The 20,796-nt window shown below is 53.1% G+C and carries 15 protein-coding genes and 2 pseudogenes; 10 read left to right on the top strand and 7 right to left on the bottom strand.

Annotated features, from left to right (window positions below; genetic code table 11):
- Positions 1 to 170: 170 nt before the first annotated feature.
- The 3 genes and pseudogenes from IV493_RS10390 to drt2 form a co-directional block, all read right to left on the bottom strand.
- Positions 171 to 1,307 (bottom strand): annotated as a pseudogene (locus IV493_RS10390) (IS3 family transposase).
- A gap of 519 nt (positions 1,308 to 1,826) precedes the next feature.
- Complete coding sequence (locus tag IV493_RS10385; RefSeq protein WP_195857104.1) at positions 1,827 to 2,621, bottom strand: hypothetical protein; 795 nt, start codon at positions 2,619 to 2,621, stop codon at positions 1,827 to 1,829.
- Positions 2,622 to 2,784: 163 nt separating this feature from the next.
- A complete protein-coding gene (gene drt2, locus IV493_RS10380) occupies positions 2,785 to 4,071 on the bottom strand; it encodes an antiviral reverse transcriptase Drt2 (protein WP_195857103.1) in 1,287 nt (428 codons plus the stop codon).
- A 601-nt stretch (positions 4,072 to 4,672) separates the two neighbouring features.
- Here drt2 and IV493_RS10375 point away from each other — a divergent pair.
- Entirely contained in the window at positions 4,673 to 5,491 is an 819-nt protein-coding gene (locus IV493_RS10375) for a hypothetical protein (protein ID WP_195857102.1), read from the top strand.
- A gap of 33 nt (positions 5,492 to 5,524) precedes the next feature.
- Here the strand turns inward: IV493_RS10375 and IV493_RS10370 are convergent, their stop codons facing one another.
- Positions 5,525 to 5,722, bottom strand: coding sequence for a helix-turn-helix transcriptional regulator (locus IV493_RS10370; RefSeq protein ID WP_195857101.1), 198 nt, complete (start codon positions 5,720 to 5,722; stop codon positions 5,525 to 5,527).
- Positions 5,723 to 5,917: 195 nt separating this feature from the next.
- Here IV493_RS10370 and IV493_RS10365 point away from each other — a divergent pair.
- Positions 5,918 to 6,259, top strand: a pseudogene (locus IV493_RS10365) (phosphatase); the annotation flags it as partial.
- Between the two features lie 28 nt (positions 6,260 to 6,287).
- Positions 6,288 to 6,854: a molecular chaperone gene (locus IV493_RS10360; protein ID WP_013357561.1), complete on the top strand. Its 567-nt coding sequence runs from the start codon at positions 6,288 to 6,290 to the stop codon at positions 6,852 to 6,854.
- A gap of 1 nt (position 6,855) precedes the next feature.
- Here IV493_RS10360 and IV493_RS10355 read toward each other — a convergent pair whose 3' ends face one another.
- Positions 6,856 to 8,235, bottom strand: a complete 1,380-nt coding sequence (locus IV493_RS10355) for a CoA transferase (RefSeq protein ID WP_195857100.1) — start codon at positions 8,233 to 8,235, stop codon at positions 6,856 to 6,858.
- A 46-nt stretch (positions 8,236 to 8,281) separates the two neighbouring features.
- Positions 8,282 to 9,166 carry a DMT family transporter gene (locus IV493_RS10350; RefSeq protein ID WP_195857099.1) on the bottom strand — a complete coding sequence of 295 codons (885 nt, stop codon included), beginning with the start codon at positions 9,164 to 9,166 and terminating at the stop codon, positions 8,282 to 8,284.
- Positions 9,167 to 9,338: 172 nt separating this feature from the next.
- Here IV493_RS10350 and IV493_RS10345 point away from each other — a divergent pair, with 172 nt between their 5' ends.
- Entirely contained in the window at positions 9,339 to 10,064 is a 726-nt protein-coding gene (locus IV493_RS10345; protein WP_195857098.1) for a glutamine amidotransferase, read from the top strand.
- On the opposite strand, the gene IV493_RS10340 is transcribed toward IV493_RS10345, so the two are convergent.
- Entirely contained in the window at positions 10,052 to 10,615 is a 564-nt protein-coding gene (locus tag IV493_RS10340; RefSeq protein ID WP_195857097.1) for a class I SAM-dependent methyltransferase, read from the bottom strand. The genes IV493_RS10345 and IV493_RS10340 overlap by 13 nt on opposite strands.
- Positions 10,616 to 10,848: 233 nt before the next feature.
- Here IV493_RS10340 and IV493_RS10335 point away from each other — a divergent pair, with 233 nt between their 5' ends.
- From IV493_RS10335 to tssM, 6 genes are all read left to right on the top strand, one after another.
- A complete protein-coding gene (locus IV493_RS10335; protein WP_013357566.1) occupies positions 10,849 to 12,369 on the top strand; it encodes an aldehyde dehydrogenase family protein in 1,521 nt (506 codons plus the stop codon).
- Positions 12,370 to 13,435: 1,066 nt separating this feature from the next.
- Entirely contained in the window at positions 13,436 to 14,032 is a 597-nt protein-coding gene (locus tag IV493_RS10330) for an SH3 domain-containing protein (protein WP_195857096.1), read from the top strand.
- Between the two features lie 23 nt (positions 14,033 to 14,055).
- Positions 14,056 to 14,553, top strand: coding sequence for a type VI secretion system lipoprotein TssJ (gene tssJ, locus IV493_RS10325; RefSeq protein ID WP_013357568.1), 498 nt, complete (start codon positions 14,056 to 14,058; stop codon positions 14,551 to 14,553).
- 5 nt (positions 14,554 to 14,558) lie between these two features.
- The gene (gene tssK, locus IV493_RS10320) at positions 14,559 to 15,899 is read left to right on the top strand and encodes a type VI secretion system baseplate subunit TssK (protein ID WP_195858173.1); all 1,341 of its coding nucleotides are present in this window, start codon (positions 14,559 to 14,561) and stop codon (positions 15,897 to 15,899) included.
- Positions 15,900 to 15,916: 17 nt separating this feature from the next.
- Complete coding sequence (locus tag IV493_RS10315; RefSeq protein WP_013357570.1) at positions 15,917 to 17,155, top strand: DotU family type VI secretion system protein; 1,239 nt, start codon at positions 15,917 to 15,919, stop codon at positions 17,153 to 17,155.
- Positions 17,156 to 17,158: 3 nt separating this feature from the next.
- Positions 17,159 to 20,788 (top strand): type VI secretion system membrane subunit TssM, encoded by a 3,630-nt coding sequence (gene tssM / locus IV493_RS10310; protein ID WP_195857095.1) that lies wholly within the window; start codon positions 17,159 to 17,161, stop codon positions 20,786 to 20,788.
- Positions 20,789 to 20,796 lie beyond the last annotated feature (8 nt).

Here is a 20,796-nt window from a genome sequence, read left to right as displayed (position 1 = left end):
ATTCACATTATAAGCTAGTTTTTTGCGGCATTACTTATCTGGTTTTGTGCCTCACCCCAGGCAATGATTGTTTTTTCTCCGTAATTTCTAGGTGAGCTAAGAAAGGAGAAAAACCTCTCAATCTTTCTGGTTGGCACACCTTGACCTGCCCCCAGTATTAGATACAAGGCTCAGTTAGTAATGTCAGATCCTTCACTCTCAGAATTACTCTTTCTCCAGCCCGCTGCAAATTCAGACGGCGTCTGATAATTCAGCGTGGAGTGCGGGCGACATTCGTTATAATCCTGATGCCATTCACTGATGGTTTTCCTGGCATGGCTGATGTCGCTGAACCAGTGTTCATTCAGGCATTCATCGCGAAAGCGTCCGTTAAAACTCTCAATAAATCCGTTCTGTGTCGGTTTACCGGGCTGAATAAGCCGCAGCTCCACGCAATGCTCAAAGGCCCACTGATCAAGTGCTCTACAGGTAAACTCCGGCCCCTGGTCAGTTCTTATCGTAGCCGGATAGCCGCGAAACAGCGCAGTACTGTCCAGAATACGCGTGATCTGCACGCCTGAAATCTCAAAGGCAACAGTGACAGTCAGGCATTCTTTTGTGAACTCATCGACGCAGGTAAGGGACTTGATCCTGCGACCGGTGTCCAGTGCATCCATGACGAAATCCATTGACCAGGTCAGATTGGGCGCATCCGGGCGAAGCAACGGAAGCCGCTAAGTCGCCAGACCCTTACAACGTCGTCTGCGCTTCATACTCAGGCCGTTAAGTTGATAAATGCGGTATACCCGCTTGTGGTTGACGTGAAGGCCCTAACGACGCAATAACTGCCAGATCCGCCGGTAACCAAAGCGACGGCGTTCAGGCGCCAGCTCTGTGATGCGTAGAGATAGCTGTGCGTCAGCAGCCGGACGCTGAGCTGAATAACGGCAGGTTGAAAGAGACAAACCTGCCAGCCTGCAGGCACGACGTTGCGACAGACCGGCGACCTCACACATGACTTCCACGGCTTCCCGCTTCTGGTCTGTCGTCAGTACTTTCGGCATAGAGCCACCTGAAGTGCCTCCTTATCCAGCATGGCTCCGGCAAGTAGCTTTTTGAGTCTTGCGTGCTCTTCCTTAAGCGACTTCAAGCGCTTAACCTAGGACACCACCATACCACCATACCACCATACCACCATACTTCTTGCGCAATGTGTAAAAGGTGGCGTTGGAAATAGCATGCTTACGGCAGAGTTCCCGGGCAGAAACCCCGGCTTCAGCCTCGCGGAGAATACTGATGATCTGTTCGTCGGAAAAACGCTTCTTCATGGGGATGTCCTCATGTGGCTTATGAAGACATTACTAACATCGCGGTGTATTAATCAACGGGGAGCAGGTCACAGGTATAAACGCAGCGAATAGCAGTACAGTTAAAAAGCGGCTTGCAAAAGGTAACTATGCACAAGCAAGCAAGGCAGTACTGCAATAGCGTTACGTCTCTCCGAGGAAGTCAGATTACTCTAAGGGACAATGGGAAAACAGAAATGGTAAGTACTACTATGATTGCTCTCAGTACCATCACGGTAAACCGAACAAACTATGCTACGGGCTGCACACAAGGCGTTTGATGGAGAGTGAACTACTTGCCGGTACTACGACGGATAAAGTAGAGATTCAAAGCTATATACAAAAATTTGGGAAGTAAAAAGGGCATACCATATGGTATCCCTATTTTTTATGAATAGAGCCGATAAAGAATAGTAGAGAAAATTGCTATCAAAAGAATCAAGCATATAATCTTAAGTGTATTGATGATGGTTGCCATTATTTTCCTTTTGGCCAAAATTCTTACTTTTTCCATTTTATTTTGATTTTTTTCTCTTCGATTATTGAAACGTCCCACTGAGATAGATGTAGCATTGCTGTCTCTGATTTACGCAGCGTTTTAAAGTCAATTGTTTTTGTTATTATTGTTGTAAATATTCCGAAGCAGATTAAAGGAATACCAAAATATATGACATTTGGAGTGTCGAACATTATGAAATAGATTCCTTCTGCTAAAAGTAACCAAGCTACAAGAACTAAGACATAAAGAAATTGGTTTAACTTAGCAATGGAATATCGCTGCTGGCTCTTATTAAGCAAAGTTCCATAGAGCTTACCAGAGAAAATAGGTTCCAGTAAATTAACATGATATTCCCAGTTTTTCTGCCAATACTCACCGCTTTGTAGAATTCTCGAAGATATAATGGTGATGAATAGGCCAAATATAGCAATAACTGCTACAATCCATAACAGTGCATCTTTCGTTTCTTTGTTTAAAGTTAATCTGAAATATCCCGCCATTAAAACGCCACAAACAGTTATTAATGCAGCTATTAGCGTCCAAACGTATGTGGTTCTTTTCCAATAAAGTTCAATTTCAAATTTACGAATGTCATGAGATTTATCATATGCGTCTTTTAGTTTTTTCACATCGGCATTAGTTAAGAATTCTTTATCGGTATTGCCTAATATTTTTTTCATGTAGGCATTTGGTGCTTCTTCTTTATAATAAGACTGAACTGCCTCATCTTTATGCTTTTCGTCTAAATTATTTCCAGGATCATTGCCTTTGATTACCATAACCCTTTGAATTTTCATGACTCCGATCCTTGTTCTTCATAATAATTTGGTTAAATCATCAGGTGTTGCATGAAGACTAACCAAATCTGACATGTAAAACTACTTAATTGCTGCCCATATGGTCTATCTATATGGAGGTTGTGTTCAACAAACCGAAGATGGAGAACATCTCTTTAATATATTATTTTTGAATCTCTTTCTGTAATCTTTCCCACAAGGGTTTCAACTGCTTTCTTATTGAATTAGAGTTCATAATGCGAGACGCTCGATACCCATATGTTAAAAAGTTTCGCTTTCCAACATGGGCATAACGTGCATAGACTTTTTCTTTAAAAAGTTCTTTGCTAGGTAAGCCTTTTTGTTTTCTTATTTTGTTCTTCCGCTTCATTGTCGATTTTGCAAGCTTAACCCCACGTTTCATTTTGTCAGAATAGCGTGATAATGAAGAGGAGCGAAGATATATATTGTGCCCATCAAAAATGAATCCTAAGTATTGTAAAGGCTTATCACATTTTATTTTAGTTGGAGTTACCTTGAATTCTCTGATTTCAGTTTTTTTAACGTTTAAAGAAACTTTAAGTTTAATTAATCGCTTTTCAGCTTCGCCAGCTACATTGTTTTTTTCGTGTGCAGGCACAATAAACAACATGTCATCGCAATAGCGGAAATATTCTCCACCTAATGATGAAACATATTCATTCATTTCAATGTCAAAATTTAGCATGTAGATATTCGATAGTAGGGCACTGATTGGTGAACCTTGCGGTATCCCAAAATTAGCTTTATTTGGTATAATTAAATTTGATTTCCTTACCTTCTCCCTAAAATCTGCAAAAGAACAAATCTGCTTCTTAGTTTTTTTTGCATGTTTAGCATTATTTTTGGGGATAGACATTAGTTCATAAACTTTATCTTTATCAACTTTAGAGTACTTAGTGATAGCTTTGAATACAGCATAATGATCTTTAGGAAGTTTATCAGTAGCCAGCAATCGGCACCAAGCATCTTTTAGAAAAGAATGATCAAGGGTATCAAAAAACTTCGATAGATCTAAAGCCACTGCACTGCAATCGCCTCTTAATTTTATTTCTTGAAAAGCTTCATTAGCAAATTCAATATTGCTTTTGCTTAAAGCTCTAAACGCTAAAACATTTTTTGTAATGTTGTGAATGCGTAACTGTTCTTCATAGAGATAATCAAGTATTTCTGCATAATAAGAATAGATATGACTATCGATATGCGATGAATACGCAATAGGCCTTTCTTTAGGCGTTTTTGCAATTACTTTCGTAATCTTATCTTTATGCACTTTAATAGTTGTAGACGTAAAGGTAATAAAAGGAAGAAATGAATGAGTTGCAACCGTATTAGGGTTAGTAACAATATCTAAAGCATGTTCTAAAGGAATAGGTTTGTCGAAATGCAAATAGCCGCGTTTCCTGAACCAAGGATGTTCACGAGATTCCATTTTATGAGTTCTCAGAATTGTGAAACCGGGGCAACTTCGAACTGCGGTCGTTCAGAAAAACATTGCCCCGGCTTAACAAAGTGGTCTTTATCCAACCTTCTCATACATACTGATTCACAAGTGAACCAGAGATGCATTTCACCGCAAATGTTAGAAACACTGTATAATGTAATCAGCTTGACGGAGACCATAATGAGCATCGTCCACCTGTTGGTCAGCCTCTGGTCGGTGTGCAGCGAAGGTCGCTGGCCGGGAGTTGACAAACTGTACATCACCCCTAAGCCTACACTTAGGGCAAGGTATTTATAACATTTCTTAATGGTTGGTTACAACAAGAAAAATCTACTTTTTCCTATAGGGATTTGCGAAAAACTAAAAACACCAAAAATTTTGCTTATCATTTGGCGTTTCTTTGGTAGGAGGTTGGAATTTTATCATAATGTACTGCCCTTAGATTGTATGAAGAACAGCAGGGCGGGTTGAAAAGCTGTCAGCTGTATAAAAATGGTATAGAGCTTTGTTCTGCCATGTCTTTTGGAAATAATGTAACATTAAGCGATATATTTATGGTCTATATGGAGTCACTATGTTCCGGTTAATAATGTCTGATATTTCAGATGCTATTGAAAATTTGAAAAAAATCTCATTTCAAGATAAAAAGATAAGATATGGTTTTTATGCTCTTATTATATTCACTGTTTTTTTGTATTGTGCCATTAAGTTTAATGATAATAAAGGTTCATCTACAGATTGGATATCGGCAGTTTCTGACATAACTACGGCAATTGCTGCACTATGGGGTGTGTTAATTGCCAAGAACTGGCTTAGTGAACTCACCACTAAGGACGGGTATCAAGTCGCATATAACATCAAAAACATAACGATCCCTAAAATAAATGAAAATATTCCATCGGTAACTTATGTAAATGCCTTTAGGGATGTATTGCCCCCTTTAAAAAAAGATAAAAAAGTTAAAAAATTGCATGTTGTTTTTTCTGCAATTAATTACACTGATTTTCATGCTGCTTTTATGACTTTTTTTAATTTAAAAAGAAATCTCGATAAAGAATTACACGGATTAGAAACATATGGCTGGAGAGTGAAAGAAGAAAAGCAACAGCGATATGATGAAATGCAATTCCTTATCAGGAATCACCTTGAATACTCTCATTACATATTAGAGCATATGAGACGGTTTATAGTTTTGTTTTTCGGTTCGTCAAGTTTTGATTCCTTTAAAGAAAATCAAATAGTTGATGCTTATGAAGTACGCTATGATTCTTTAGATGACGATTGGCTACTGGAAATGAAAGCCGATATCACAAGGTATCAAATGAATTTTAATATGTTGAAAGCCGCTCTTGATAACTATCAAAATAACGATCTTTATATTGGTAAGAATTTTGAAAAGATATTTTAGTTAAAAGGCCACCGCAGAAGTGGCCTTTTTCTTTTAGAGTACTAACTGTTCTGGAAGGCAATCATAGAGCTTCGCAAGACGTTTACGAGTCTTCTTCTGTGGATTACTTTCTGCACGTTCTAATTGAGAGATAGCACTCCGCGTATTACCTAACTTTTCTGCTACATCGTACTGATACGAGCCACCATGCATACGCCAGGCGGCCTGAAGGCTCACTTCCTGACCAATCATGATACATACCTCTACATGCGGTACGGTTTCGTCATCATGCTCATGAGCTTAATATTGCAGATGCTCCGTATGTTCATAGCCATGTTTGACTAACCTTTTCATAGATTGTGGTTGCTTATTAGCCACTAAGTACTTCAGTACATTGATTGAAAAGGCATTTAACATGAAAAAATTTTATGTGTACTATTTAATTTCGGCAACCCGAAATTCCCGGTTGATATCCCGGCGATTGCCGAGGCCGCAGCACACTACGACGTGGCGCTGGAGCTGAACAACTCCTCCTTTACCCATTCGCGTCCGGGCAGCGAACCTAACTGTCGCGCTATCGCCGCCGCCGTGCGTGATGCGGGTGGACGGCTGGCATTCGGCTCCGATTCCCACACCGCGTTTACGCTGGGCCATTTCGATTACTGCCTGCGGATTGCCCGTGAGGTGGATTTTCCCGAGGATCGGGTGTTAAATGTTACGCCGCGTCGCCTGCTCGACTTTCTGGAAATGCGTAGCGGCAAATATATTGCTGAACTGGCTGACTTTTAATTTATTTTGCCTCAAGGAAATCTGACTCATGAATGAGTTTTCCATTCTGTGCCGTGTGATCGGCTCACTGTTTAATCGTCAGCCGCAGGACCCGCTGCTGGTGCCACTGTTCACGCTGCTGCGTGAAGGCAAACTGCAGTCGCAGTGGCCGCTGGAGCAGGATGAACTGCTGACGCGTCTGCAACAGAACAGCGATCCGCAGGCGCTGGCCGCCGATTACAACGCGCTGTTTGTCGGCAGCGACTGTAATGTGCCGCCTTACGCCTCACAGTGGCCGGAAGGCAAAACGGAGCCGGAAGTACGTGCGTTCTTAACCTCACGCGGCATGCCGCTGAGCGATGCGCCTGCTGATCATTTTGGCGTGCTGCTGCTGGCCGCATCCTGGCTGGAAGATCAGTCAGCGGAAGATGAGAGCGCGGCGCAGCTGGCGCTGTTTGAAGAGTACCTGCTGCCGTGGTGCGGTGCGTTCCTGGGTAAAGTGGAAGCGCATGCAACCACGGCGTTTTATCGCACGCTGGCGATGCTGAGCCGCGAAGCAATTCAGGCGATGTACAACGAACTGCTTGAGAGCAGTGAAGAAGCGCCAGACGCCTGATTTACCATGTTGCCGGGTGCGTGCCCTGCGTACAGCCCGGTGTTGCGCAGAGCTGCGGGGTGCCGGGTAGCCAGGCGGCTGCCCTGAGCCTGACCCCAAGCCCCCATGGCGTTAACTCGTAACAGGGCAGGTTATCTTTGACCTGTGGCGTAATGCCAGAACCCGCGCACTGCCCGGTGGGATGCTGCTGCAACAGCCACGCGGTGCGTGCCAGCGACAGCCGCACCTGGCTGCCATCTCCTTGCGTCACGCGCCGCCGCAATCCTTCCAGTACCGCCGCCGCCAGCAGATAGCCGGTTGCATGGTCCAGCGCCTGTACCGGCAGCGGAACCGGTTTGTCGCTCTGCTGCCACTGCATGCCCCGTTCAGCAATGCCGCATCCCATCTGCACCAGACTGTCGAAACCCCGGCGGTTGCGCCACGGACCCTGCCAGCCCCAGGCATTCAGACCGGCATCAACCAGACCGGGCGAGAGTGACTGAAGCGTCTCCGCATCAAACCCCAGCCGTTCCAGCGCATCCGCCCGGTAGCCATGCACCAGCACGTCCGCCTCACGTATCAGGCGGATAAACTGATCGCGATCGGCGGGTTGTGTCAGGTCGAGCACCGCACGACGTTTGCCGCAGCTCATCTCCTCATCCAGCGTCGGCTCCTGCCAGCCTGGCGGATCGATGCGCAACACACTGGCCCCCAGGCTGGCCAGAAACCGCGTGGCGACCGGCCCGGCAATAATCCGTGTCAGATCCAGTACCCTGATACCCAGTAACGGGCGCGCTTCGGCCAGCGGCCACGCCGGAGCGGGTGCCGCGAGTGTTGTTTTCCAGCTAAACAGCGGCTCATGCTGCACGGCCTGGCCCTGGGGATGCAGCTGCCAGGCGGCGGCGCTGCGCATTTCAGCGGCGCAGCCACCGGCATCAATAATCGCCTGCTCCAGTTCGCTTGCCTGCCACTGTTGCACCTGCTGTGCCAGCGCCGCGCGATCGGCGTGCGCGCCCAGCACCTGTTCCATCGCCAGCCGGTGATGCGCGGCGTTGGTGTGCAGGCGGATCCAGCCATCGCGACTGCGATAGTCACCGGCAAACGCATCCCACATCGCGGGCGCAGCACGGTTCAGCGGGATAAAGCTCTGCTGGAACCAGCGCGACGCCAGGCGCACATTGACGGCGACGGGCGGAGAGGGATATTCAGGGTGGGAGGCGGCGACCAGTGCGGCGGTGGCCTGGGTTGCCAGACCGATGCTGGTGGCCGCCAGTTCACTGACGGCAAAAGCAGAAGCGAAGGTGGCGCGATCAAGGAAGGCAGGAAGAGGCAAGGCGTCGTCGCGACCCCGCAATCCCTGCTGCATCTGCTGCCAGAGCGCGGCGGCAAGCTGTGAGTCCATATTGTGCTTCCTGAGAGGGGAGATTTCTCAAGCATAGCACGCAGGATTAACGCCGCCGCAGGCGCGGGAAGCGCGCATGCATCCGCAGGTTACGCAGGTTGAGCACCGCGATAGCCGTGCCCAGGATCACCAGCGAGGCGCCGATAATCTTGAAGCTGTTGAGGCTGTCACCCAGCACGATAATCCCCATCACCACCGATAAAACTGGCGTCAGCAGCGAGTAGGGCATGATCAGATTGACGTTATATTTCTTCAGCAGCATATACCACAGCGTATAGGCCACAATTGACGAGGCGATGGCGCTATAAAGAATGGCAAACCAGCCGCGCCAGCCCGCATGCTGCAGCGCATAGAGCTGATGGGATTCCATCACCAGACTGGAGCCGCCGACGATGGGAATCGCCAGAAACGCAATCCAGCCGGTCATGGTCAGCGGTTTAATCGGCGGTGACTTTTTCACTATCAGGTTACTGACGGCCCAGCCGGTAGCGCTGCACAACAGCAGACAGAGCACCCACCACGAGGGAATCGTCGGACTGCCAGAGAGCACCACCACGCCGCTCAGCGAAATCATAATGCCCAGCAGCTGCACCAGCTTCAGCTTCTCTTTCAGCACCACCATCGCCAGCAACATCGCAATCGGTGTGCCCAGCTGTACCACAATCGCGCCGGTACCGGCATCGGTGTAACGCAGGCCGACAAACAGCAGCGAGAAGTGCATAAAACCGAAGGTAAAAGCCAGCAACAGCAGCCAGGGCAACTGCTGACGGTTAATACGGCAGAACGGCACCAGCATGATGGCGACGACCACAAAGCGCATAAACGTCAGAAACAGCGGCGGCAGCTCCAGCAGCCCCCATTTCACCGCCACGTTGTTGAAGGCCCAGATAGAAACCACCATCAGAATCAGAAAAAAATGCCGCACAGCCACGATAATATCCTTTCGATGATTTTTGCTTAGCCCGCTAATGATGGCACGAACTGCGGCATTCCAGCCAATCGCAGCGACAAATTTTCTGCAATTGCGGTGCAGCCCGATGAGACTTTCGGGCGTGATGCTGGCAGACTGATTTGAAACGACTTCTTAAAGGAACCGATTCGGTATGACCTATACGTCCGCCTTACCCCTTGCGTTGATTCAGCTTGAAGTCCCACCCGCAAACGTCGTTTCAGAGATTGGTGAACAGCCGCGCTGGTTTATTGATGCACTGAATCTGCAACCCGATGAGTACCTGATTGTGCGGCCTCATCTGGGCGAAGCGTTACCCGATTTTGATCAGATTTCCGGCGCGATCCTCAGCGGTTCATGGGCGATGGTCACCGATCACGCCGACTGGAGTGAGCGCAGCGCCGCCTGGGTCAGAGCGGCGATTGATCAGGGTCTGCCGCTGCTCGGTGTCTGTTACGGCCATCAGCTGATGGCGTATGCGCTGGGCGGTGAGGTGGCAGACAATCCCAACGGCTGGGAACGCGGTCTGTTACCCATTCGCTGCTCCGATCAGACCCAGCGCGATCCGCTGCTGCAGAAGCTGCCCGCCGACTTCAGCGTCTGGTTGTCGCATCGTCAGTCGGTCGTCAGTACGCCGTCCGGGGCGCAGGTACTGGCCGCTTCTGCGCGCGATGGCTGTCAGATTGTGCGTTATTCACCGCAGGCACTCTCGGTACAGTTCCATCCCGAATTTTCACGGCACATTATGAGTGTCTGTACGCCGCCGGGCTGCAAAGAGGATGGGGCCAACGAGATTGAGGGCAAAGACTGGGCGCGCGAGTTGCTGGTGACGTTCTGGCAACAGACGCGCCCGGCAGTGGAGCGTGCTCAGGGCGCGTAGTGACGCGTGCAGCGATAGACCCACGCGGGTGGCACGTTTTTCAGCACCCGCTGGCGCTCCCAGGTGAAGTAACGTGACAGATCGGGCTGGGTCAGCGAGGTGTACTGGAACTGCACAAAAACGCCGTCCGGCCCAAGGGCGTTATAGACCGCTCGCAGAATGGCTTCACGCAGTTCGGGCGGTAATGAGAGCAGCGGCAGGCCGGAGAAGATCACGTCATAGTTGCCGTTCAGATACTCCGCAGAACAGGTGCGCACGGTCATGCGCGGGTCCTCCAGTGCGGTTAGCTTGTCTGCCAGCGTAGTGCAGATTTCAAAGGCATCCAGTGTTGCGTCGGGTGCCATCTGTGCCAGTATCTGTCGGGTCAGTACGCCATCACCCGCGCCAAGTTCCGCTATGCACGCCGCTACAGGCCATTTCACCGACGTAATCATCGTCCGGCACAACGCCTCTGACGAGGGGGTAATGCTGCCCATCTTGCGCGGATTGCGTATAAACTGATGCACGAAATTGGCTTTAGCGCGCATCTGGGTAAAAGCTGAAGCCAGCATGCTTATCTCCGGAATGAATTCATCCTCAGGTTGACCCCCTTTGTGCCGCACAAGTTTCTCTCTGACTACCCTTTCGGGGAAAAGTCGGAATTTTCTCTAAGCGCAGCGTAAACGCCTATTCCTTCGGGGCGGTCACAGTTTCCGGTTAACAGACCTGACAGGCTCACAATGATCCTTCATGTTAATAATAAGTTTCATCATTGTTACGTCAGTCACCTGTCAGGAGAATGATCATGCGTTACGCTGCCCCCGGAGAACAGGGTTCTCTGATTACGCTACAGAAGAAGTATGGCAACTTCATTAATGGTGAATTCGTCGCGCCGGTGAAGGGTAACTACTTTACTAACACCTCGCCGGTAAACGGCTCTGCGGCCGGTGAGTTCCCGCGCTCAGACGCGGCCGATGTGGATAACGCGGTGGCCGCCGCGGCAGCGGCTGCGGACGCCTGGGGCAAGACCTCACCGCAACAACGCGCGCTGCTGCTACTGAAAATTGCCGATCGGCTGGAACAGCATCTGGAGACCATGGCGGTCTATGAAACCTGGGATAACGGTAAACCGGTGCGCGAAACGCTGGCGGCCGATATGCCGCTGGCCGTCGATCACTTCCGCTACTTTGCCGGTTGTGTCCGGGCGCAGGAGGGCAGCGCGGCAGAGATTGATGAGTTCACCGCTGCCTACCATTTCCACGAGCCGCTGGGCGTGGTGGCGCAGATTATCCCATGGAACTTCCCGCTGTTGATGGCGGCCTGGAAACTGGCTCCGGCGCTGGGCGCAGGGAACTGCGTGGTGCTGAAACCGGCTGAACAGACGCCGCTGTCGATCACCATCTTTGTCGATCTGATTAAAGATTTGCTGCCGCCGGGCGTGCTGAATGTGGTGCACGGCTTTGGTAAAGAGGCAGGTGAGGCGCTGGCGTCCCATTCCGGTATCGCCAAGGTCGCCTTCACCGGCTCTACCGCCACCGGCGGGCACATTCTGGAGCTGGCCGCCAAAAGTCTGATCCCCTCGACGGTCGAACTGGGTGGCAAGTCACCGAACATCTTCTTTGAAGACATCATGCAGGCGGAGGAGAGCTTTATTGAGAAAGCGGCCGAAGGCGTGGTGCTGGGCTTCCTGAATCAGGGTGAAGTCTGCACCTGTCCATCGCGTGCGCTGGTGCAGGAGTCGATCTACGAGCCGTTTATGGCGGCGGTGATGAAGCGGGTAAAAACCATCAAACGCGGTGACCCGCTGGACACCGATACCATGGTAGGCGCGCAGGCGTCGCAGCAGCAGTTCGACAAAATCCTCTCTTATCTTGAGGTAGCACGGCAGGAGGGCGCAGAAGTGCTGGTAGGCGGTGGCGTAGAGAAGCTGGATGACTCACTCAACAGCGGTTACTACATCCAGCCAACCCTGCTGAAAGGTAACAACAGCATGCGGGTGTTCCAGGAGGAGATCTTTGGCCCGGTGATCGGCATTACCACCTTTAAAGATGAGGCGGAAGCGATCAGCATCGCCAACGACTCGATTTATGGCCTGGGTGCCGGCGTCTGGACCCGCGATATCAACCGTGCCTATCGGGTGGGCAGGGCGATCAAAGCGGGGCGCGTCTGGACAAACTGTTATCACCTCTATCCGGCGCACGCTGCCTTCGGCGGCTACAAGAAGTCGGGCATCGGGCGTGAAACTCACAAAATGATGCTCGATCACTATCAGCAGACGAAAAACCTGCTGGTCAGCTACAGTATTGAGCCGCTGGGCTTCTTCTGATGGTCTCAGTCGTGCCGGCTTAATGCGGCACGCTCTCACACTAAACCACGCTACGGCGTGGTTTTTTTGGTTAGAAGGCCGAAACCCGTTAGGAAATATCTGGTAGCCAGTTTATAAAAGCGAACCGGTAAAGAACAATTAATCAGTCTGGTCTGAAAGCGCATCTGGCCTGATTAACGTTTCGCTTAACCCCTTCCAATCCCCACCCTGCCTGGTTTACATCCCCCTCACTGTAAATCCGTATAAGATATTGATATTTATTTAAATATATAAATATCCCCTTGCGACTCAGCATAGTTGCAGACTGCCTGTACGACATAAAAACTTTGAAATTTGGCTTAAATCAGAACCATTAAAAACGTGAGTGCTTTTAATAGCAATCTCAGAGGAAACTTATTTATGTGCAAAAAAACTTCATATTTTCGCAAGTTGTTAAGATTAGTCCTAACCGTGTGCTTAAAAGTAACACATATTTGTATTAACTTTATTTGTTAAGGTTTACTTGAGTAAATTCTTCTGAAAGTGGGGCGTTGAAATTTTGTCAATCTTCTGTAAACTCGCAGCTAATATTTACACATGGATTGTAATCTCTGAACCACGGGCAGGATCTACCTGACTCGTGCGGTAGCTATGAAATTTCAGTAAAGTTATAAGTAACTGAAAATAAACAAATATAATGAAGATTATTCGGGCGTAATGTGTCATTTCTTACTGCCGGATAATTGACTCACGGTTATCGGCTTAATTCAATCCGCCGGTTTTTCGACCAGGGATGGCATAAGGAAAGCTTGGGTTTACCCCACCTTCTTAAATTTGCCGGGAAAAAATTGATCATGTTTCTGATCGTTGTTTGCCAGGACAGATTCCTCCCATTTCCCGTTTACGTCCCCGATGTTGCTTTTTTATACTTAACTTTTGCTGATCGGTTAACGTTTCGCAGCAAGACGCTTAGGCGCTTTTTGTTTAAGGATTATTTTTTAATCTGGCACTAAGTGGCTTCCTGTGCAGATGACATCTCCGATTTTCATTACTGACACCCGGCCTCTGGCCACTCTCCAAGGTATGAATGGAACACAACATGAAAAAAATGGTGAAGCTCCGCGTTGCGTTAGGCCTGATGTTTGTTTTTTCAGTCGCCGGTTGTAAAACCCCGCCAAAAATGACCGATGACACCCTGGTCACCAGCACGGTGGACGGTGTGGCGATCAGTCACCGTTATGCCGTAAAACCGCCAGCGCAGTTCAGTCCGGTCAATGAAACCTATCGCGCGCTCTATCCCGGTTCGGTAATGAGCCAGCCAGGCTACGGCGGCAAGGTAGTGGAGACGCTGAAAACCGGCGAAACCTACACCGTGATTGGTCAGGTCGAGAACAACTGGCTGGCGCTGGGTGAACCGGCTCAGGCAGCAGAGCCTCAACCAGACAACGCTACCGCCAGTGTCAAAGATGCACCTCAGTCTGCCGCGCCGCAGTCAGCCGTCCAGCTGACAGGCTATGTGCCATTCCGCGCCGTGGTGAAAAGCGCACTCTACGATCAGACCGTCAAAGCCGATCAGCCGAAACGCCGCGTGCGCAGTAGTAGCAAGAAGAAAACCTGCGTCGCGGTTAACGGTGACAGCACTGCCTGTCAGAACAGCACTAACGGAACCTGGATCATTAACTAATCGCACTGAGCAGGGAGGGCTGGATGATGAGAACAACACAACTGCGCGGTGGGCTGATCGTGCTGCTGATGTGGCTGCTGACGGCCTGCAGCAGCAGCAGTACGCCGCCGGTGGCTTACTACAACCTGGACGTTCAGGGGCAGAATCAGCTTAACGGCGGTGCGCCGCTGAAGGTTCGTGTGGTGTTACTGAGTTCCGATGCGGAGTTCATGTCAGCAGACTTCTTCTCCCTGCAAAACCAGTCCGCAACGGTGCTGGGCAGTGCGCAGCTTAACACCCAGCAATTCTTCCTGACGCCAGAGCAGCGCAGCAAAACGCTGCGGATTAAGAGCCTGCCTGAGGCGCGCTTCATCGGCATCATGGCGGAATATCAGGCGCTGGATGGCAAGGTGTGGCGACTGTCGCTGCCGGTTCCCGAAGGGGAGTCACCCTCATTCTGGGCATTCTGGAAACGTGACGATAGCGAGCTGAATGCGCGCATCGTGGCGGGAATTAATGGCCTTCACGTGGAAAAACAGTGATGTCGATGAACAGAGCCGAAAAGGTCGTCTGGACCGAGGGGATGTTTCTGCGTCCTCACCATTTCCAGCAGTCAGAAAATTATCTTCTCAGCACCCTGCGTGAATGGGGTCAGTCACAGCGCGTTTACACCTGGGGCTTTTACGATCTGGAGTTTGATGAAGCGCTGCTGCGTCAGGGGAAACTGGCGCTGAGTGCGGCCAGCGGCTGTCTGCCAGACGGCACGTTTTTCGCCTTCAGCCAGCCGCAACATGGCCCGGCACCGCTTGATCTGCCAGCTTCTGTTGACCGCAGCAAAGTGGTGCTGGCGATACCGACCCGTCGCAATGGCCGCGAAGCCGTCGCTTTCCAGGAGTCGCAGGATTCTCTGGCGCGCTATCTGGCCTGGGAAGCGGAAGTGGAAGATGACAACGCCCAGGCCGTAGGCAGCGCGACGGTACAGTTCGGCAAGCTGCGCCTGCGGCTGATGCTGGAGCAGGATCTGACCGCCGAGTGGACCGCGATGGGCGTTGCGCAGGTGATTGAAAAACGCAGCGACAACCATATCCGGCTCGACAGCGATTACATCCCGCCGATGCTGACTCTGAACAGCAGCCGTCCGCTGCAAAACATGTTTAACGACCTGCACGGGCTGATCCAGCAGCGCAGCCAGCAACTGAGTCAGCGTGCACCCGGCACCGGCCGCTTCAACAGCGCCGATATGGTCGATTTTATGCTGCTGGCGCTGCTCAATCGTCAGCTTGGCCTGCACAACCATCTGCAACATCTGCCGCTGCTGCATCCTGAAACCCTCTACAGCCACTGGCTGCAACTGGCCGCAGAGCTGAGTACCTGGACGCCCGCGCGCGCGCCGGAAGGACTGCCGCTCTACGATCATGATGACCTGCATAACTGCTTCAGCCGTCTGTCGCTGCTGCTGCGTCAGGGTCTGTCGCAGGTGATGGAGGAGAGCGCCATTCAGCTGCCACTGACGCAGCGTTCGCACGGCCTTAACGTCGCTACCGTGCCGGAGAGCAGCATGGTGCATGAGTTCGGCTTTGTGCTGGCGGTGAAAGCCAGCGTGCCGGCCGACACCCTGAAAACCCATTTCCCAGCACAGATGAAAGTCGCGCCGGTCAGCAAAATCCGCGATCTGGTGCAGCTGCAGCTGCCGGGTCTGGCACTTCGGGCGATGCCCGGCGCGCCGCCGCAGATCCCGTGGCATGCCGGATACAGCTATTTCGAACTGGATAAGAACAGCGAGCTATGGAAAGAGATGGAGCGCTCGGGCGCTTTTGCGCTGCATCTTGCCGGTGAGTTTCCGGGCCTGAACATGGAGTTCTGGGCCATCCGCAGTCAGTCAGAATAATAAACTGAGCACGCAGCATGATGCAGGAACAACAACATTCACACAGCGATCTTGCGCCGGATGCCAGCCACCAGAATGTGCTGGTTGCGGCGGCCAACCCCCTGATTAACGCGATTCCACAGATCCGCCATTCGGTGTCGCATGAAGACCCGGCGCAACTGCGTCAGCAGCTGATCGACCAGATCCGCCGCTTTGAGCTGAGCTGTCAGCAGTCGGGCCTCGGCTACGAAGTGATCATCGGCGCGCGCTACTGTCTCTGTACCGCGCTGGATGAGGCGGCGGCGCTGACGCCGTGGGGCAGTCGCGGCGTCTGGACCAGCAACGGTCTGCTGGTCACCTTTCATAACGAAACCTGGGGCGGCGAGAAGTTTTTCCAGCTGCTGGCGAAGCTGTCGCAGAACCCCAGACGTCACATTCTGATGCTGGAGCTGATCTACTTCTGCCTGCTGCTGGGGTTCGAAGGACGCTACCGGGTGCTGGACAATGGCCGCTCGCAGCTGGAGACCATCAAACAGCGCCTGCTGCAGATGATCAAAAGCGTACGCGGCAGTTACGCCGCGGCGCTGTCACCGCATCCCACCGATCAGCCGGTGCTGCGCAAGCTATGGCGGCCGATGATCCCGCTGTGGGCCTGTGCGGCCGTGGCTGGGCTGGCCGCCTGTCTGTTCTACATCGTGCTCAACTGGCGTCTGGGTGATTACACCTCGCCGGTGCTGGCCCGCATCTATCAGACGGCGCTGCCGGAAGTGAAGATTGGCAACCCGGCGCCGCCTCCGCCTGCCACGCTGAATCTGCGCGCCTTCCTGAAGCCGGAAATTGATGCCGGGCTGGTGGCGGTGCGTGATGAAGCGGACCGCAGCGTGGTGACGCTGAAAGGGGATGGGCTATTTGCTTCGGCGGCGACCGAAGTGCGCGGCGGCTACATTGACGTGATCCGGCGCATCGCGGCGGCCATGAACAACGTCAGCGGCCAGATTCAGGTGATTGGCTACAGCGATAACGTGCCGATCCGCAGCGCGCGCTTCGCCTCCAACTTTGAGCTGTCGCTGGCGCGCGCCCGTTCGGTGCAGACCCTGCTGCAACAGCAGCTGGCGCAGCCGTCGCGGGTGAAAGCGGAAGGGCGCGGCGAAAGCAATCCGCTGGTGCCGAACACCAGCGCAGAAAATCGCGCGCGTAACCGTCGTGTTGAAATCACACTGCTGGTGGCGCCGGATGCGACGCATGCCGAACTCAACGGCCTGGCGAGAGGGAACTGATCCATGCTGAATATTCTGTTTGCGGTGCTGACCAGCCGCCTTGCGTGGGGCTTTGTCGGCATCACCGCGCTCTCTTTTATCATCTGGGTGATTGGCCCGGTCTTCTCTATCGTTGATTCGCGGCCACTTGAGCCAGAGCAGAACCGCATGATCAGTATCGCGCTGCTCTATCTGGTCTGGGGACTGGGGCAGGCGATTCCACGGCTCTACAATTACTGGCTTAACCGCAAGCTGATGTCGAGTCTGGAAACCGGCAAAAGCGATGCGCCGGAAGCCGATCGTCAGCGTCTGACCAGTGAAGAGCAGGTGCTGGCGGGCCGTTTCTCCGAAGCTACTGAAATGCTGAGAAAGGCGCACTTCCAGCGCCACAGCAGCAAAGGCACGCCGTTCTGGGCGCAGCGCTTTGGTCGGCAGTATCTCTATCAGCTGCCGTGGTACATGATTATCGGTGCACCCGGTGCCGGTAAAACCACCGCGCTGGTCAACTCCGGCCTGCAGTTCCCGCTGGCGGATAAGTTTGGCAAGTCGGCCCTGCGCGGCATTGGCGGCACCCGCAACTGCGACTGGTGGTTTACTAACGACGCCGTGCTGCTCGATACCGCCGGGCGTTACAGCACCCAGGAGAGTCAGCAGGAGCGGGATGCCAGCGAATGGCACCATTTCCTCGATCTGCTGCGTAAATATCGCGGACGTCAGCCGATCAACGGCGTCATCGTCACCCTGAGCGTCTCCGATCTGCTGAGTCAGTCGCCCGAGGCACTGCGCAACCAGGCGCTGGCGCTGCGTCAGCGTCTGATGGAGTTGCACGATCGTCTCGGCATCCGTTTCCCGGTTTATGTGCTGGTCACTAAAGCGGACCTGCTCAAAGGTTTCCGCAGCTACTTCGCCTCGCTGGATAAAGCGCAGCGTGAACAGATCTGGGGATTCACCTTTCCGTGGGCGAAGGCATCCGCCGCCGATTTCGAGCTGAACAGCCAGTTCCAGCAGGAGTATTCCCTGCTGCAACAGCGGCTCGATGCCGGACTGGCCGATCGGCTGCTGACGGAGAGCGACGCGCAGGCGCGTGCCGAAAGCTATCTCTTCCCACAGGAGTTCGCTGCGCTGCGTCCGTTGCTGGCCGACGCGCTCGACACGCTGTTCGCCCGCTCCGATTTTGAAACCCAGTTCGCGCCACGCGGCATCTACTTTGCCAGCGGCACCCAGGAAGGTCTGCCGTTTGACCGGGTAATGGGCGAGCTGAACCGCGCCCTGAATCTGCCAGGCCAGCAGGCGGGCGAATCAGGCAGCTGGGATCAGGTTGATAAGGACGCCCCGATTCCGCAGAACAAAGGGCAGAGTTTCTTCCTCAAAGGCGTGCTGGAAAATGTGATTTTCCAGGAGTCGGGTCTGGCGGGCAGCAACCGCTGGTGGGAGCTGCGCAACCGCGCCGGACTCTGGTCAGGCTATCTGGCGCTGCTGTTGCTGTTACTGGTCGCGGGCAGTCTGTGGCTCACCAGCTACAGCAAGAACAAAGCCTATCTGCAGGAGATGGCCGCTAAAGCGCCGCAGGTGGAGCAACTGGGCGACCAGCTTCAGAAGCAGGTCAACGGCGATCTCTTTGCGCTGGTGCCTTATCTCAACACCCTGTTGCACCTGCCGGAAAGCGCCGACTTCTCGCTGGAATCGCCGCCGCTGACGCGTCGTATGGGCCTTTATCGTGGCACCGAGGTCAGCGATGCGACGCGTGCGCTTTACGACAAAGCGCTGAAGCAGCTGCTGTTGCCGCAGGTGGCGCAGAACATCACCCGCTGGCTGCGCAATGACAACGGCAGCGACGCTGACTACAGCTATGAAGCGCTGAAGGCGTATCAGATGCTCTATCAGCCGAAGCACTACGATGGCAAGTTCCTGCAGGCGTGGCTGATGCTTAACCTGTCGCGCGAGCTGCCGCAGAACGTGACACAGCAGCAGGTAAAACAGCTGGCGTGGCATCTGCAACAGCTGCTGGAGACGCAGATTCACTCGTCGCCGTATGCGAAGGATGACGCGCTGGTAAAGCGCGAGCAGGCGCTGATTAATCAGATGCCGCTGTCACAGCGCGTCTATGGACGCCTGAAGCGCCTGCTGCAACGTGATGACAGCCTGCAACCGGTGACGCTGGCGGCGCTGGGCGGTCCCCAGAGCGAGCTGGTGTTTTCCCGTAAAAGCGGTAAATCGGTTAATGACGGTGTGGCAGGTCTCTATACGCCGGACGGCTACTGGCAGCATGTGGACAAGCAGATTGGTCCGGTGACCCAGGCGCTCTATCAGGACGATCTCTGGGTGCTGGATGGCGCTGCGCCGCAGCAGAAAAGTGAGCAGACCGATCTCGCGGTGCGTCAGCTCTATGTGCAGGACTACATCCGCCAGTGGGAGCAGTTCCTGAGCGATATCCAGCTCAACAGCAGCGCCGATCTCTCGCAGCGTATTAACACCGCGCGTTTGCTGTCGGGCAACCACTCGCCGCTGCGCCAGCTGGTCATCAACCTCAGTAACCTGCTGACGCTGAACCGGGCGCAGCCCGATGAGAAAACCGCGCAGGCGGCAAAGCCGTCGGATAACAGCGCTACCCGCACCCTTGAAGCGCTGTTTACCTCGCCCGAAGCGGCTGCGGCGCGTGGACAGGCGGCAGCGCAGGCGTCACCGGAGCAGGCGGTTGCCGTGCATTTTGCGCCCGTGCTTGAGCTGGCTCAGCCATTACAGCAGGGCAGCAAGGTGCTGGCGGTGGATGATTTCCTGCATCAGATTGACGATCTCTATCGCTACCTCACGGCGGTGCAGGATGCCGCCAACAGCGGGATGCCGCCACCGGCCAGCGATGCGATCAGTCGTTTGCAGGCCAGCGCCGGACGTCTGCCCGGTTCGCTGCAGAATATGGTCTCCAGTATGGCGGTCGGGGCCAGCAGCGATGCGCAGCGCCGCGACATGGATAACGTCCGTAAACGCATCACCATGGAAGTCGGCAGTTTCTGTCGTCAGGCGATCGCCGGCCGTTATCCGCTGGTGCGCTCCGCGCGCAGTGAGGTGACACCCGACGATCTGGCACGGATGTTCGCCCCCGGCAGCGGCATGATGGACAGCTTCTTCCGCGACAACCTGGCCAGCAAAGTCGACACCACCAACGCCTCATGGCGCTTTACGCCGGGTATCGACGGCAAAACGCTGCCGGGCGGCGAAGCGCTGCTGCGTCCTTTCCAGCAGGCGCAGTCAATTCGTGATGCGTTCTTTGCCAACGGTGCGACTACGCCAGGCTTCCGCGTCACGCTGCGCACCGTAAAAATGGACAACGACATTCTTAACCTGACGCTGGATGTGGATGGACAGCAATTGCGTTACAGCCACGGGCCGCAGGCAGTACAGATGGTCAGCTGGCCCGGTCCGGGCGGCACCAGCCAGGTGCGCATGCAGCTGGGCCTGACCAACGGCACCACCTCAACGCTGGTCACCAGTGGGCCCTGGGCACTCAATCGCTTCTTCGATCGCGCCCGTGTTACCGCGGCTGGCGGCCTGACCCGCGAAGCCACGTTCAGCGTGGAGGGTCATCAGGTCACGCTGTCGTTCACCCCTGGCAGCATTCGTAACCCGTTCCAGCTTCCCGGCTTTAGCTGCCCCTGAAACAGGAC

This window comes from Pantoea sp. SM3640, from assembly GCF_015654165.1.
GTDB classification, from domain to species: Bacteria; Pseudomonadota; Gammaproteobacteria; order Enterobacterales; family Enterobacteriaceae; genus Pantoea; species Pantoea vagans.
This window is presented reverse-complemented; position numbering and strand designations above follow the sequence as displayed.